This window comes from Microcystis sp. LEGE 08355, from assembly GCF_015207185.1.
Classification (GTDB): domain Bacteria; phylum Cyanobacteriota; class Cyanobacteriia; order Cyanobacteriales; family Microcystaceae; genus Microcystis; species Microcystis panniformis.
Map to the genome: position 1 here is coordinate 1 of NZ_JADEXI010000046.1, position 15,242 is coordinate 15,242.

Consider the following 15,242-nt stretch of genomic DNA (forward strand, 5'->3'; position numbering starts at 1 on the left):
GTTTGAAAAGGATAGCAAGCGGATGTTAGCCTTCCATACTATTTCCCAGTTAGGTTTTATTTTAGCCGCCCCGGTAGTCAGTGGTTTTTATACCCTTACCCACGGTTTAGTTAAATCTTGCCTATTTCTGTTAGCGGGAGTTTTACCCAGTCGCAATTTTAAAGAATTGCAGCAACAATCGCTCCCTAATTCTCTCTGGATTGCCCTAGTGGTTGCTAGTTTTTCTATCTCTGGATTCCCCCTATTATCCGGTTTTGGGGCAAAAGCGTTAACCATGAAAAATTTAGTCCCCTGGCAAGAGATTATGATCAATCTTGTGGCGGTGGGGACGGCGATTTCCTTTGCTAAATTTATCTTTTTACCCCACGCAGGTGGCGAAAGCAAACAGAAGCTAACTATCGGTTTCTGGACAGCAATAATTCTGCTCCTTGCCGCCCTATTTTTATCCAATGCCGTCTATGTTGAAGCTTATAATCTACCCAATATTATCAAAGCTTTAGCTGTCATCGGTGCCGGGTGGTGGTTATATCTGGGAGTTTTCAAAAAGTTATCCATAAAATTATCGCGAGCCTGGGAACAATTTGATAATCTCGTCGGTATGATGAGTATAATGTTAGTTCTATTATTTTGGATGGTATTCGCATGATCGGACATATAATTCTGCGTTTAACTATGTGGTTTTTGCTCACCGCTAATTTCACCCCTGCTAATATTATGATCGGGGTTGCTATTGCTTTTCTTTTGCCCCGTAATTTCGCCTCTAGCGAAACTTTAGGCGATTGGTTAAAGGTAATAATTAAAGTCTTTATGGCTATTCCCCAAGCTTATAAGGAAGCGTTTGAAATCATCTTTCGTCCCCACAAAGAAGAAGAAATTATTTTCGAGAGAATGTCGGGTAAACGTTCACCCAGATTGGCTTTTTGGGATATATTTCTCATTACCTTTACCCCGAAAACTATCGTCACCGAATACAAGGAAAATGAGGGTTATGAAGTTCATGTAATTAAACGGAGTTCCCAGGGATGAATATTGTTCTCATTGCCATGATTGTCGCTTTATTAATTCCCCTTTATGAAGTGGCAAGAAATGATGACATCTGGCAAAAAATGGCCGCCTTTGCCAGTGCTTCCAGTAAATCATCGATTATTATTCTAGTGGTGTCAGTTCTGCGGGATGATTGGATGATTGGAGTGGTAGCAGTGATTATTCTCAGTGTCGGTAATGCCGGCTTTATGTTATTAGCACAAATTCTTAAACGATTGAACGAATCATGATTGACATTTTCAGTTATATCTGCATCGCTATCGGAGTTTTTTTCTGGTTTTGGGGAACGGCGCATCTTTTAGACAAGCGCTCGGTATTATATAAATTACACGGTCTATCTGTCGCTGATACCTTGGGTTCCATGGCGATTATTTTCGGGCTACTTTTGAAAGTTCCCCAAAATTGGCCTTTATTATTATTGGCAATAATTTCCCTAGCAATTTGGAACACCATGTTAGGCTACGTTTTAGCTTATACTTCTAGCGATCGAGAGTAAAATTAAAGATGAATGAAAGTTATCTCTATGTTATTGTTGCCCTCTTGCCTTTAACTGCGGCGATGGTGATGTTACAATCCAATCCCTACCAAGCTTTAGTAATTCGTGGAGTTTTAGGGGCAATAGCCGCTTTAGTTTATGCTTTATTAGGGGCAGCAGATGTATCTTTAACCGAAGCTTTGATGGGAACCATGTTAGCCGTAACTCTCTACGCGGTGGCGATTCGTTCCTCTTTAGTGATGCGTTTAGGAGTAATTGCCGAGGAAACCGATACAGTTTTAGAACAGTTAAAAACTCAACTACAAACGGTTTTAAGTAAACGTTTTATGCGTTTAGAATTAGTTGCCTATAGTGATAAACAAGCTTTGCAACAGGCACTTATTGATAAAGAGGTTCATGCCGTCTGTATCCGTCAAGACAATCCAGAAACCATCCCCTACGAAACCACAATTAGATTACCCTATCTCTACGATATTTTTAAAAATGAATTAACGGCAGCCAACACGATTTTAACCTGTATTGAAACCCCCAAATTAGAGGAGAAACACTAATGAAATGGATTTATACTCTAGCCGCCATTGCCTTCGCTATCAAAATGGTAATTATTCCCAATACTGCTTCCTCTATATCATCCTTAGAAATTGTTGAATCGCTGGTGCGCGACGGCGGTGTTCCTAATGCGGTTTCGGTGGTTATTTTTCGTAATCGTCTCTACGATACCATCTATGAAGTGGTTGTTTTTACCATTGCGATTATGGGAGCAAATTTTCTTTTAGCCACCGAAAAACCCGCCAGTAAAATCCATCAATTTACTGACCAACCTTCAATTATTTTAGCCCGTTTAGGGTCAACAATTGCCGCTTTAGTGGGCATTGAATTAGCTATCCGCGGCCATTTAAGTCCGGGGGGAGGTTTTGCCGCCGGAGTCGCCGGAGGTACGGCAATTGGTTTAATAGCAATTACCTCGTCTCCCGAATGGATGCAAGCAATTTATCGCCGTTGGCAAGCGGCAACATGGGAGAAAATTTCCGTCTTAGTTTTTATTGTTTTAGCCGCCATTACTCTCTCAGGATTTGAGTTACCCCACGGGGAATTAGGGGCGCTATTTAGTGGTGGTATTTTACCGATACTAAACATTTTAGTCGCCGTTAAAGTAGCTTTAGGTTCCTGGGCAGTAATCCTCGTTTTTATCCGCTATCGCGGTTTATTGTGAGAGGTTAATATCTATATTTATAGAACGTAGGTTGGGTTGAAGCATGAAACCCAACGCCCACTCATGTTACGCTACCGCTAACCCATCCTACAAATAATTGTGCCTCCCTACTTAATAGCTATAATTTATAGCTTTAGGTCAAAACTGGGGATTAACCGATGAGCATAACATGACTTGATGGTTGAAAAAATGCTATAGTAATTTTGTTGCCCTCCTCAAGAATCAATAGGCATCTAATGATTCTGCTAAAAGAACTCCCGATGTAAAAATTATGGTTAACGTTATTCGCGGTTCTTCAGCTAAACCTGTATCTTCTCAAAGATTAGCTAAATATTTTGAGGAAAGAACAGATATAGAGGGAACATTGTATATCGGCTATCCTATTATTGGAACTCCCCAAGGAGGATATCAAATTGATGCTCTATTAGTCTCTCGTCAGCAAGGGGTTATTATTTTTAATATTGATGAGGGAAAAAATTATGATTTGGATATTGAAGGCACTCAAGACGAGAGCATAACCAAGTTAGAAGCAAAACTGCTGTCTTATAAAGAGCTTGTTCAAAAAAGAAAGCTAATGGTTAGCATTTCTGTAGCCACCTATGCACCGATTTGGAATAATTATCCAGAAGCAATTAACCGAGAGGAATATCCTGTTCTTATTAAAGATGAAGATCTTGATAATTTTATCAATAAATGTCAAGGCAATGCTCCTGAATATTTTGAGAAAGTCAACTCAGTCATACAAGCTGTTACAACCATTAGAAAAAAAGACGCTCGCAGTTATGTTGTTAAACCAGATTCTAGGGGAGCAAAGTTAAAAAAATTAGAAGATTCTATCGCTAATCTTGATGAAACTCAAAATAAGGCTGTTTTAGAAACCACTAAAGGTGTACAAAGAATCAGAGGTTTAGCAGGTTCGGGAAAAACAATTGTCTTAGCACTGAAAGTAGCTTATCTTCATGCAACTCATCCCGATTGGAATATTGCTGTTACCTTTTATACACGCTCGTTAAAGGATCAATACAAAGATTTAATTAGTCGGTTTAGTTATGAGCATAAAAATTCCGAACCAGACTGGGAAAAAGTAAAAATTATTCATGCGTGGGGAAGTCCTAAGATAGAAGGAATTTATTATGAGCTATGTAAACGACATAATATTGAATATTTAGATTTTAGTCAAGCAGACAACCTAACATATTCGCATGAAGAACCTTTTGACTTTGCCTGTCAAAAAGCCTTGCGAGAGATTAAAAATTTTCATCAATATTATGATGTTATTTTAATTGATGAAGCTCAAGATTTTCCTCAAGACTTCTTAAGACTCTGCTATGAAATCTTGAAAGATGATAAACGTTTAGTTTATGCCTATGATGAGTTGCAAAGCTTAAATAGTAAAGTCATGGATTCTCCCGAAGTTATTTTTGGAAATGATAACCATGGTAATCCTAGAGTTAAATTGGAGAATTTACCCAGCGAACCCCAACAAGATGTAGTTTTAAATACTTGTTACAGAAATTCTCGTCCTATTCTTTCCTCTGCTCATGCTCTAGGTTTTGGAGTTTATTATCCACAGGGACTAATTCAAATGTTTGATAATCGTCAATTATGGCAAGATATTGGTTATGAGGTTGAAGAAGGAGAATTAAAATCAGGAGAATTTGTTAAACTGATTAGAACCCCCAAAACCAGTCCTAAATTCCTTGAAGAACATTCTTCTATCGATGATATTATCAACTTTAAATCTTTCGATAACAACCAGGAGCAATTTGAATGGCTAGTGGAACAAATTGCAAAGAATCTCAACGAAGATGAATTAAGATGCCAAGATATTATGGTTATCCATCCAATACCTAAAAATGCTCGCAACGTTTTTGGAAAAGCTAGAGAAATGTTATTTACAAAAAATATTAATTCTCATTTAGCAGGCAGCACATCTTCTCCCGATGAGTTTTTTCAAGAAAACTCGATTGCTTTTACACAGATTTATCGTGCAAAAGGCAATGAAGCGGCAATGGTTTATTTCATTAACGCTCAAGAAGGTTTCTCTGGTTCACCATCAGAAATTGCTAGTAAACGCAATATTTTATTTACAGCGATGACTAGAAGTAAAGCTTGGTTAAGAGTTATTGGTTATGGAGCAAATATGCAAGCTTTAGAGACGGAATTTCAGGAAATTAAATCGAGAAATTTTGCTCTTGAGTTTACCTATCCAACCCCAGAAGAACTTCAACAAATGAAGAAGGTTTATCGAGATACTCTTAATACCAAGAGAGATAAAAATGACAGGGAAAAGCAAGCAATATTAGCTAAGGCTAAACGGGGTGAAATACGATTTTCAGCAGATGAAATAAAAATACTAGAAGAATCGTCTAGAAATGCTTAATGTTCAGAATATCTTTAAAGATGTTAAAAATTTAACGGCTAAATTGATAGAAGTAGGATTATCAAGTCAGCAGAACTTTCCGACTTTGAATAAATTGAGTCAAAATATTTCTGAGATTAGCTATGCCAATAGTTCCGACTTATCCATTGCCCTAAAAAATGTTGCCTATCAAGATATTTATGATGAGCTTGATCGCGGGAAGAATTATAATATTAAAATGATTGATGGAGCCTTGATTCAATTACTTTATCGCTTCCAAGGATCGCAGTTATTATCCCATAGACTAGCTTTCTTCTCATCCCCTTATTTAGAATCTTTTCAAAATGAGCCAGAACTATATGAAGAAGACGAGATATTTGCCGATATTATCGCCAAAAATATTGTAGCTGTACCGATTAGATTTGATTACGATCCTGATAATTTTCAAGAGATTCATCACCCCAGATGTCATCTCACCCTAGGACAATTCAAAAACTGCCGAATTCCAGTGTCCTCCCCTTTAACACCCAGCATATTTATTGCTTTTATCCTTCTTGACATACTCCCACCGTCAAGCTACGCTGTGACGGGGGATTCTTGACCTATCACTATCGGAAATTCCTTGTTCAACGAGACAGCTTAGATTCTCAATGTCTCCATTAAGAATCCAGAGGCCGGACTCTCCCAAGGCGTTTGGGTCGGTTTCTGTTTGCCCAACAGTACCGTTGAGATGATTTCCCAAATATTGCAACCCTTTTTTAAGAATATTTATTGCTGCATTATGATCCCTATCTAAGACTGTTTTACAATTGGGGCATTGATGAGTTCTAGTGCTTAATGTTTTTTGAACTCTCGTCCCACAAACTGAACAATCTTGGCTAGTGAAATGGGGAGGAACAGCAACACAAACAATCCGATAAATCTTGGCAAAATAATTCAACCATTCAGTGAATTGATACCAAGAAGCATCACTAATCGACTTGGCAAGCTTACGGTTTTTGACTAAGTTTCTTACCTTTAAAGCTTCATAGACTACCAGATCATTACACTGGACTAACGCCAAAGCGTCTTTAATTGCTTTGTCTTTACGTTGTCTTGACACTTTAAGATGAAGCCTAGCTACTTTTATCCGTTGCTTGTGATAGTTGTTAGACTGTTTCTTTCCTTGACGAAACTTTTTGGATAATCTCCTTTGTGCTTTTTTCAGTCGTTTTTCTGACTTTCTTAAATAACGTGGATTCTCTACAGTATTGCCTTGGGCATCGGTATAAAATTCCTTTAACCCTAAGTCAATTCCTGTTATTTGTCCCGTTGGTTTATGGTATTCTTGCCGTTCTACGTCAATCAAAAACTGGCAATAATAACCGTCAGCACGTCTAACAACTCTTACCCGTTTAATCTGTTGTTCTGAATAATAAACTAATGTCTTTTGACTACACCATAAATCAAATTCTCCTGCTTTAAAGCCATCGGTAAATCTGATTTTACGTCGGTCATCAGATAGTTTGTAGCCCGTTAATTTGTATTCAACAGAACGACTATGCTTTTTAAATCGGGGAAAACCCTTTTTACCTGGTATCTTGGCATGACAATTATGATAAAATCGACTAATTGATTGCCAGGCTCTATCAGCAGCCGATTGACGAGCTTGAGAGTTTAATTTATTTACCCATGGTGTCTCTTTATTGTCTGCTAGTACAGCACAAAGCTTTTGAAGATCATTACGGGTTGTCCCCTTATTGTCCATCCAATAACGAACACAAGAGTTACGTACAAACTGAGAAGTTCTAATAGCTTCATCAAGTTTTTGGTATTGTTCTGGTGTCCCGTTTTTTAACTTGGCTTCTACGACTAGCATTGATTAATCCTCGACCATTGGATAGTTTAATTATAACACAGTTTACCCACAGATGGTAGTATTAAAATCGTGCTTCGCAGTTAATATCCTGGTCGGATTTCATCCCCCGCAAAGGTGAGTAAGTACCTAAGCAAAATTAATTACACATCTAAGCCACTACTCCGTCAGACTTCTGGTGTGAGGAAACAGTGAACTGAAAACTCAAATCCGATCCCTAATAGCTGTCTCCCTTCTCCCGTCTCCCGTCTCCTGTCTCGGAGTCTCCTGTCTCCTGTCTCGACTAGGAAATTAATTTTGCACGACTACTTATCTTGTCGAAAAATCTAGCGGGGGCATTCATCCGACATTTTAGGTAACTTTTACAATACAGCCTATCATCTATATTCCGAGCAGATCAATTTTAACAATCAGCGATTTCCAGAAACCATAACTGAAATAAAAACAAATATACTACATTTTGCCATTAAATCTCCCTCTCTATAGTCCCTATCGGATTTACCCTCATACAGTTCAGCAAAACCTCGAAATTTTTTCTTAAAAAAGCTTGACAAAATCCCTCAACTTGACTTATACTTTCTAGTATAATGGTAATCCGTGCCTGCCTGCGAACAGCTATTTTTTGAGAGAATTAAAGGAGTCAGGGAAAATAAAGACTCCTTAACTGAAGACAGTTTATTTGTGGAATTGGTGCAGTAGATCGCGAAATTCCTGAAAACTAATCTGATGATCGCGACCAGTATCGGCCTGCTGTAACATAGCTTCGATTTCCTTGTCTGTCACCCCCGGTTCGATCGCCTGAAGACAAGCTTTTAACTCCTCAAGGCTAATTTGTCCCGAACCATCACTATCGAATAGCTGGAATCTTTGCAATAAAATTCTTTCCTGTTGATCACGATCGCTGTCACTACTAAAAGATAGACGATCAAAGACCTGAAAAGCGCGGGCGATATTTCGCCATAATTGACGGGCCAGAGGACGATGGAGAATCGTTTCCTCCTCCTGACCAGTAACTCCGTACTGGCGACGCAAAGACTCGACAGTTTCCGTTTCTGCGGCCGGCAATTCCGTCAATAAATGCTTGATCGCCTCCCTGGAACTCTTACCGGTTAACACTTCCAGCAATTCTGACCCCACCCGGCGATCGGGGTCTTTTTTCCATGTCACCAACAAACTTTCTAACAAAGCATCGCGATAACTCTGCAAACGTAACCAATCCTCGCGACTATACTGCTTTTCCGGATCGAGAAGTTCGGCCGATTCCACACCCAACTTTGTTAGAATTGCCTGATGTTCTGCCTCGGTAATCGTCAACTCTAAGCGCATTTGTTGCAGGATTTCGAGGCTGTGGCCGAAGTCAGTATATCCCTCCTCCAAAGCCTCTTTTAACACGGCTTTATAGGCTTTTAAACACTTCTGGTGGGTGAAATCCGGCAGTATCTTGGCCAATACATACACCTCATCCGCGTCCAAAGTTTCCAGCGATCGCCCATCGAGATATTTAGCCGTATCGAGACCCAGTTTACCCAACTGTTTACGCAATCTTCCCGCTAGTCCTTCCCGTTGGTAACGACTGGGATCCCGCATCCAAGTGCGGTATAACCATAAACTACTCAAAACAGCCAGTAAAATACTAGCGAAATAATGCCAAAATTTGGGCAAAAGATTAATAAAAGGACGACCACCGAAAATAAAGAAGAAATTGAAAATCAGAAAAGTTCCGACAGTAAAGACTCGATGACGGATAATTTCCGTAGTTAAAGGCGACTTTTTACGGATTCTATAGACTTTATAGGCATTTTCCACTTTTTTACCGAGAAAGTAACCCAAAAAAGTGCAGATTGCCAAAGTTAAGGGAACAGCTACCCACTTCGGAACCGCAATTGCCTGACCAGCAAGATAAAAACCCGGTTTAAAGAGGGATTCTAGCTGATTTTCGTCGTGCGCCCAAGCTCCAGAGAAATAATAGTCCCAATTGCCAGCATAGAGATAATAATAGATAAAATAGCCAAAAACTAAGCCAAAATAACCGTAATAAAGCCATTGGTGATCGCTCTTAGTAATCCCATCCCAATAGGATCTTTCCGCATCGATATCGATACAGGGACTCTGACAGGCAACACAGGCACTTTGTTCGCTACCATCTTCATGGACAATACGACACATAGATTGAGTAATCCCACCGCGACTGTCTTCGTGAGCGGTACTATTCAGTAAACCCCTCGGTTCACCGTAAATCCTTTGAACCGGACTCAAGGGACAGAAATAGTTACACCAAGATTTGCCTCCATACCAGTAACCCACAAAGATCGCCGCTAGAATAGTCAAGATTAAAAAGCTACCCAAGACTAAGCGATCGGAATTATAAAAAAGAATCCGTCCGCATAAACCCAAAAATAACAGACTGGATTGTAGATAGAGTTAATTCCGAGCTAACCACGAGTTTTTCGGCACATTATAGATTTCAGATCGGACTTTTCCCGATTTATCGGTCTGTTTTTTCTGACGCTGTTTACCCAAGGCGCGTGGTATTTGAGAAAGAAAGGATAAAGGACAAATACGCCGCCAGAGTTCGTGACCGAATACTAATAAGATAAAAATGCCACTAGGAACCACTATTCCCCAAAAAATCGGCGCACCTAACTGATAGGAGGATTGGGGTAGGCAAACTCCCTGGACTTTAATGCACACATCGCGAGCAACTCTCAGGGGACTAGCAAGATTATTAGAATAGGTTAATTTTGCCGAAATAGGGTCAAAAAATAGAGAAAATATCAGAATTAACCAAGCGATGGTCAGAACCCATCGCAGATAGTGCATCGAGCGTTCGGGAATTTGTGCAAACATAAATCTGAGTCAAGTCGTTTTGCTAAAATAATATCCAAGTTTCCAATCGATCGTTCGGGAATTTGTGCAAACATAGGTCCAAGTAGTGACGGAGAAGAGACTTTTAAGGGAGATAGCAGTCTAATCCTCGAATTCTCAAGTTTTTTCTTTAATAGCGGCGAAAAACTCTTCTTTTTGATAGACTAATCTTACCTTTTTCTACCCCCGAGGAAATTCCCCTTCCGGCAGCAGAATGCGGCCTTGACAAATTAACAGTGATCCGGTAGATGTAGGGAGATTGTCTTAAAATAATATCTACGGTGTTAATATCACTAAACTAGAAAATTAAAGAGCGTATTGGCTTAATCCTTCTCAAAAGTTAAAATTCTATGGCTGAAAGCTTGAACCATAAATCCGAAAAACCTTCTCCCCCTCCCGTCCCCCAAGAAAATCCTTGGCTAGAAGCAGTTAAAACCATTGTCACGGCTGGAATTTTGGCTTTTGGCATCCGCACTTTTGTGGCCGAGGCCCGTTATATTCCCTCTTCTTCCATGGAACCCACTCTCCAGATTAATGATCGCCTAATTATCGAGAAAGTTAGCTATCATTTTCAGAAGCCAGAACGGGGTGATATCGTGGTTTTTAGTCCGACAGCCGCTCTAAAAGCTCAAAATTTTCACGATGCTTTTATTAAACGGGTGATTGGACTGCCGGGGGATAAGGTGCAAGTCAAAGACGGTCTAGTTTACGTCAACGGTAAAGTTTTAGCGGAAAAGTATATCGCCGAAGAACCTAATTATACTTACGGACCGGTGACAGTTCCCCCCGATCAATATCTGGTTTTGGGCGATAATCGCAATAATAGTTATGATTCCCACGCTTGGGGCTTCGTTCCCCGGGACAACTTAATCGGTCGCGCTGTGGTGCGTTTTTGGCCCTTCAATCGTCTGGGAGGACTTGACAACCCCGACGCTGCCACAAATCAGAATTAATGTCAAGAAAATTTAGTCATTTTCAATAAATTCTAGACATTCTCGACCGGTGAAAGCCTCCACTGGTCTAATATTGGTCTTCTCAATTGCGATCGAAATGACTAGAGATTTTTCAGTATTATGAGGTACAGTGGCTAATATCAGTTATCAGTTTTTTAGCCATCAGCTTGTTTCTCCCCCTTCCCTAAAACTGGAGACTTTGTATCTCACCAGTATCAGAATTGCGACAATATTTGGAAAACTTTTGTAATTATAGTTTTCTATAAATCTAAATTTTCAATATTGCTTTGGGCCATAGACAAATGATCAAGATCCAGTGGATCACTGTCAACATAATCTTTTGCGGTCATATCTTCTAAGCTTACTACTAAACCATCAGACTGAAAACGTCCAGAGTTAGGTAATAAATTTAACCACTTGTCTAGCCATTTGTCCCATCCAATGCCATTATAGTTCTCTTGTTCTTCTTCACGAATAAAATAAAACATAAGTTCAGGATTTTCATCATTCCACGAAGGTCTTGCACTAACTCTAATTTCTCGCAAAGCTCGTAAGGCTTCCCCTTCATCACTTTGTTTAGTATGCTTATCTTGCATCCGTTTTTGAAGTTTACTGACAAATTGAACAAAATCATCTGGAAAAGCAAAACGGATTCTTTTTCTTGCTATCGCTTGTGCTAAGAGTCTTTTTTCTTGATCAGTTACACAACCCTGTTGACGATTCCATTGTAAGATTAATGCTTTTTCGACTGTCATTACCCTATCGAGATCAGCTACTAAGTTTAGTTTGGCAACTCCTTCAATGTAAACGTATTGAGGTCGTCTGCCTTTTTTTATCTCACTAATTTTTTCAGCTTCAATTTCTACCAGAGGAACAACTTCTAGAAAAGGACGTTCACAACAATAACGGACAATATCGCAAGTTTGTGTAACAACAACTAGACCTTTTACTTCCGATTTTACAAGACCATTTTCTTCAGCATCTTGCTTTGTAGAATCAGGTGTAAGAGGAAATTGAGGATTAAATCGATGAACAAACGACTGTTCTCCTAAAACAAAATCCCCTTGACACCATGTTTGTAACTCATTGTTAATGAGATCAATCTGTTTGCTTTCCACTGCGATTTTGGTCACTCCTCAATGTTTTAGCAGGTCTAGAACGTCCAATATCATGATGAATAGAATCTTGTAAAGCATCAATTAATATCTCCGGTAGTAAAGGCCTACGAAGCTCACTCTCCTCCTCAGACAAAGGTCTTAATTGCGGTCTTTTGGGTGGATTACCACGCCCAAGATTCTCTCTTACTTTATCATATTCTCCTGATATTAATTGGTCTAAAGGCAGTTCCCCATCAGCATTAGGATTCAATAATAACTTACGGTTAAGACTTGCACTTCCTCGATCAATATATCTAATCACTCCCAGTAATCTATTTAATTTCTCCTCATTGTCACTAGCTAGAGGCTGTCCACTTGCCCAAAAATGAATGCTTCGACGTGAAACATTAAATAGTTTGGCAACTTGCTCCCAGGTCAGTCCACTGGTTTTTCTGAGTTCATTAATCGCTTTTTGACTATCTTGAAAAAGATGAGGATTGTGCTTCGGAACAACTATTTCACTATTAGTTCTTTCTGAAATCGCTAGTAACTTTTGAGCGGCAAGATTATCATAGCCAATGGTACTGGATTCCGCAATACCAGGAATCATTCTAAATCGTTTTTGAGGATTGATTGAGCCAAAAGTATTTGAACGTTCAATCACTAAGTTACTCATTGTTCACCTCCAAAGCGTCTTAGAAATTCTTCGGTTACTGACCATCTAAAAAAAGTATAAATTCTTTCAGAAAATCGTTTTGCATCCTCTAAAATTTTTTCAACGTCAAATTCTTGATTCTCTGAAATAGACATATCTAAATCAAGAAACCAACTCGGTTGATCAATCGGTTCAAAGACATTTGGATCAAAAGTAGCGTTACTGGGAATCAATCCCCATCTTGCTACAAGTGTCCCTTGGGTATTAGGTAACTGAAACAGAGATTCATTATAACTTTGAAGAATATGTTCTTGAAATGTTGACGCGGTGATATTTATCAGTTCTGATCTGACTAAATTAGAAATATTCCCTACATCAATACCCTCAATACGATCAACATATCTAATACCGATTCGCTCAACAAGGTTGGGTTGAATATGTTCATTAACCGCAGTTAAAACTTCTCTCATTCGCTCTAAAAAGTCCTGACGACTGACATACTTTGATGTGTCTAAGGTGACAAAATTAGATGCTAATGAGACTCGCCAATGATTATTGACATCTGTAAATTGCCAGATAACCTCAGCTTGAGATCTGACGGCATCTTTTTCTTGATTATCAAAAGTTAATTGATAAGTTCGTTCCTGCCGTAACTTAGGATACTTTGTTCTAATAGCTTCCTGAAATGGAGTCACAAATTTCCTATCCTCAACGGCCAGAATTTGTGGGAACCGTACTTGTCCAAGCACAGACACTAGAGGTGCATTAGTTAAGTGAACCTCTGGAGGAGTTGGATCGATCAGTGGATTGTTAATACCGACCACTTTGGACATTTTAGGCTATTTATCTCCTATATTAAGCGTTTTTAGCTAATAAGTAGGGAGGCACAATTATTTGTAGGATGGGTTAGCGGTAGCGTAACCCATGCAGGCGTTGGGTTTCATGCTTCAACCCAACCTACGTTCATCTTATATTTAATTCCACCCACCCACTCAGAACACAATAACTATCGGAAGAACTGTTCTGTATCTCCATTGTACGGCAAGACTGTGAAATAACCAGTGAAGTTTAAGAATTGCTATATTTAATTTTCCGATCGATTCTCTCTCTACACCTTCCCCCTCTCTCCGCGAGATGGAGTGGTTGATACTGCCATTAACCCACCCCATTTCCACAGAAAAGGGCTAAATATAAAAATTCCCCCTAGTTTTAGGGGGATTCGGCCATCTATTTGAACATATTACTCACGGAATTGTCCTCATGAATGCGCCATATGGCCTCACCCAGAATCGGGGCAACCGGCAAGACTTTCAGTTGCGGGAAAAAATGTTCTTGCGGCACGGGAATCGTGTTAGTAACGATCACCTCCTCGACTATGCCACTGGATAAACGCTCGATCGCAGGACCGGAAAAAACCGGATGGGTGGCACAAGCATAAACCTGTCGCGCCCCCTTATCTTTCAGTAACTGCGCCCCTTGAGCGATCGTACCGGCCGTATCGATCATATCATCGACTAAAACCGCCGTTTTATCCTTAACATCGCCGATCAAGTTCATCACTTCCGCCACATTATGGGTTTGCCGGCGTTTGTCAATAATTGCCAGGGGTGCATCATCGAGTTTTTTGGCAAAAGCCCGCGCCCTAGCCACCCCACCCACATCGGGAGAAACCACGACGATATCGGGTAATTTTTTACTGAGAAGATAGTCCACCACCACTGGGGAACCATAGACGTGATCGAAGGGAATATCGAAATAACCTTGAATTTGGGCCGAATGCAAATCCATGGCCAACACGCGACTTGCCCCCGCTTCCGTGATCAGATTAGCCACCAGTTTAGCGGCGATCGATTCCCGTCCGGCGGTTTTGCGATCGGCGCGAGCATAACCATAATAGGGAATTACGGCGGTAATTTGTCGGGCAGAAGCACGACGACAGGCATCAATCATGATCAACAATTCCATCAAGTGATCGTTGACGGGATTGCAACAGGGTTGAATTAAATAGACATCACAGCCCCGGATCGATTCCTGAATCTGGATGTACAATTCACCATCGGCGAAACGTTTACGAATCATCGGTCCCACATCCATACCCAGATAACGGGCCACCTCTTGGGCGAGAGGTACATTAGCGGATCCCGAAAAGAGACGCAGACGATTGCTGTCCGACGCGGCGGGAAACATCGGATGTCGCATCAAAGTAGCAGAATAGCTCACAGCAGATTCTTTACCCTCAAACTCAAGGCACTTTTTTCTATCATCTCAGTTTTGTTGAAAATCTGAGTGGATTTCTTTGTTAGATCTCAATCATAACCAATTACAGATCATCTTCCAGTCGTTGCGGCCCCTTTTAGCGGCAATTGCCCTGGCCAAATTGCCGCCGGATTTTGTCAAAACCGATTAACGTTTGGCTAACTTTTTCACCGGTAATTTACGCAGACGGATCGATTTCGGGGTAATTTCTACCAACTCATCTGGTCCAATGTATTCGAGGGCGCGTTCGAGACTCATATCCACGGGGGATTGTAACTGAACCAATTCATCCCCGGTGGCGGAACGATGGTTAGTTAACTGTTTAGTTTTGCAGATATTGATCTCCACGTCTTGGGGCCGGTTACTTTCGCCGATAATCATGTTTTTGTACACTTTTGTCCCCGGAGTAATAAAGAATACCCCCCGGTCCTCGGCGTTTTTGAGGG

At 40.2% G+C, this 15,242-nt stretch carries 15 protein-coding genes and 2 pseudogenes; 10 read left to right on the forward strand and 7 right to left on the reverse strand.

The genetic code is table 11. The features are described from left to right. The 8 genes from IQ242_RS04145 to IQ242_RS04180 form a co-directional block, all read left to right on the forward strand. Positions 1-646: proton-conducting transporter membrane subunit (locus IQ242_RS04145; protein ID WP_305070275.1), on the forward strand; the 646-nt coding region annotated here is incomplete at its 5' end. Beyond that, the gene (locus IQ242_RS04150) at positions 643-1,026 is read left to right on the forward strand and encodes a Na+/H+ antiporter subunit E (protein ID WP_193959127.1); all 384 of its coding nucleotides are present in this window, start codon (positions 643-645) and stop codon (positions 1,024-1,026) included. The genes IQ242_RS04145 and IQ242_RS04150, both read left to right, overlap by 4 nt. Further along, complete coding sequence (locus IQ242_RS04155; RefSeq protein ID WP_002771873.1) at positions 1,023-1,274, forward strand: hypothetical protein; 252 nt, start codon at positions 1,023-1,025, stop codon at positions 1,272-1,274. The genes IQ242_RS04150 and IQ242_RS04155 overlap by 4 nt, the downstream gene beginning before the upstream one ends. Beyond that, entirely contained in the window at positions 1,271-1,540 is a 270-nt protein-coding gene (locus IQ242_RS04160; RefSeq protein WP_002752066.1) for a monovalent cation/H(+) antiporter subunit G, read from the forward strand. The genes IQ242_RS04155 and IQ242_RS04160 overlap by 4 nt, the downstream gene beginning before the upstream one ends. Before the next feature lie 8 nt (positions 1,541-1,548). After that, complete coding sequence (locus tag IQ242_RS04165; RefSeq protein WP_193959128.1) at positions 1,549-2,091, forward strand: DUF4040 domain-containing protein; 543 nt, start codon at positions 1,549-1,551, stop codon at positions 2,089-2,091. Next, positions 2,091-2,753 carry a Na(+)/H(+) antiporter subunit B gene (locus tag IQ242_RS04170; protein WP_185238540.1) on the forward strand — a complete coding sequence of 221 codons (663 nt, stop codon included), beginning with the start codon at positions 2,091-2,093 and terminating at the stop codon, positions 2,751-2,753. The genes IQ242_RS04165 and IQ242_RS04170 overlap by 1 nt, the downstream gene beginning before the upstream one ends. A gap of 271 nt (positions 2,754-3,024) precedes the next feature. Beyond that, positions 3,025-5,136: a DEAD/DEAH box helicase gene (locus IQ242_RS04175; RefSeq protein WP_193959129.1), complete on the forward strand. Its 2,112-nt coding sequence runs from the start codon at positions 3,025-3,027 to the stop codon at positions 5,134-5,136. Continuing rightward, positions 5,129-5,716, forward strand: coding sequence for a DUF2290 domain-containing protein (locus IQ242_RS04180; protein WP_052277095.1), 588 nt, complete (start codon positions 5,129-5,131; stop codon positions 5,714-5,716). Before IQ242_RS04175 ends, IQ242_RS04180 begins: the two co-directional genes overlap by 8 nt. Here the strand turns inward: IQ242_RS04180 and IQ242_RS04185 are convergent. Then, positions 5,687-6,973 carry an RNA-guided endonuclease TnpB family protein gene (locus IQ242_RS04185; RefSeq protein ID WP_193959130.1) on the reverse strand — a complete coding sequence of 429 codons (1,287 nt, stop codon included), beginning with the start codon at positions 6,971-6,973 and terminating at the stop codon, positions 5,687-5,689. The two genes, IQ242_RS04180 and IQ242_RS04185, sit on opposite strands and share 30 nt — an antisense overlap. Positions 6,974-7,318: 345 nt before the next feature. On the opposite strand from IQ242_RS04185, the gene IQ242_RS04190 reads away from it, so the two are divergent. Continuing rightward, the gene (locus IQ242_RS04190) at positions 7,319-7,456 is read left to right on the forward strand and encodes a DUF2290 domain-containing protein (RefSeq protein ID WP_272079505.1); all 138 of its coding nucleotides are present in this window, start codon (positions 7,319-7,321) and stop codon (positions 7,454-7,456) included. 189 nt (positions 7,457-7,645) lie between these two features. Here IQ242_RS04190 and IQ242_RS04195 read toward each other — a convergent pair. Continuing rightward, a pseudogene (locus tag IQ242_RS04195) lies at positions 7,646-9,817 on the reverse strand (EF-hand domain-containing protein). 368 nt (positions 9,818-10,185) lie between these two features. Here IQ242_RS04195 and lepB point away from each other — a divergent pair. Then, positions 10,186-10,788, forward strand: coding sequence for a signal peptidase I (gene lepB, locus IQ242_RS04200; protein ID WP_193959131.1), 603 nt, complete (start codon positions 10,186-10,188; stop codon positions 10,786-10,788). A 260-nt stretch (positions 10,789-11,048) separates the two neighbouring features. Here lepB and IQ242_RS04205 read toward each other — a convergent pair whose 3' ends face one another. The 5 genes and pseudogenes from IQ242_RS04205 to IQ242_RS04225 all read right to left on the reverse strand — a co-directional run. Further along, a complete protein-coding gene (locus IQ242_RS04205; RefSeq protein WP_228020809.1) occupies positions 11,049-11,921 on the reverse strand; it encodes a hypothetical protein in 873 nt (290 codons plus the stop codon). Continuing rightward, the gene (locus IQ242_RS04210) at positions 11,887-12,561 is read right to left on the reverse strand and encodes a helix-turn-helix transcriptional regulator (protein WP_193959132.1); all 675 of its coding nucleotides are present in this window, start codon (positions 12,559-12,561) and stop codon (positions 11,887-11,889) included. Before IQ242_RS04210 ends, IQ242_RS04205 begins: the two co-directional genes overlap by 35 nt. Beyond that, positions 12,558-13,373, reverse strand: a complete 816-nt coding sequence (locus IQ242_RS04215; RefSeq protein ID WP_193959133.1) for a TIGR04255 family protein — start codon at positions 13,371-13,373, stop codon at positions 12,558-12,560. The genes IQ242_RS04210 and IQ242_RS04215 overlap by 4 nt, the downstream gene beginning before the upstream one ends. Positions 13,374-13,767: 394 nt before the next feature. Then, on the reverse strand, positions 13,768-14,739 hold the full coding sequence (locus IQ242_RS04220) for a ribose-phosphate pyrophosphokinase (RefSeq protein ID WP_043996996.1): 972 nt from the start codon (positions 14,737-14,739) through the stop codon (positions 13,768-13,770). Positions 14,740-14,943: 204 nt separating this feature from the next. Beyond that, a pseudogene (locus IQ242_RS04225) lies at positions 14,944-15,242 on the reverse strand (translational GTPase TypA); the annotation flags it as partial.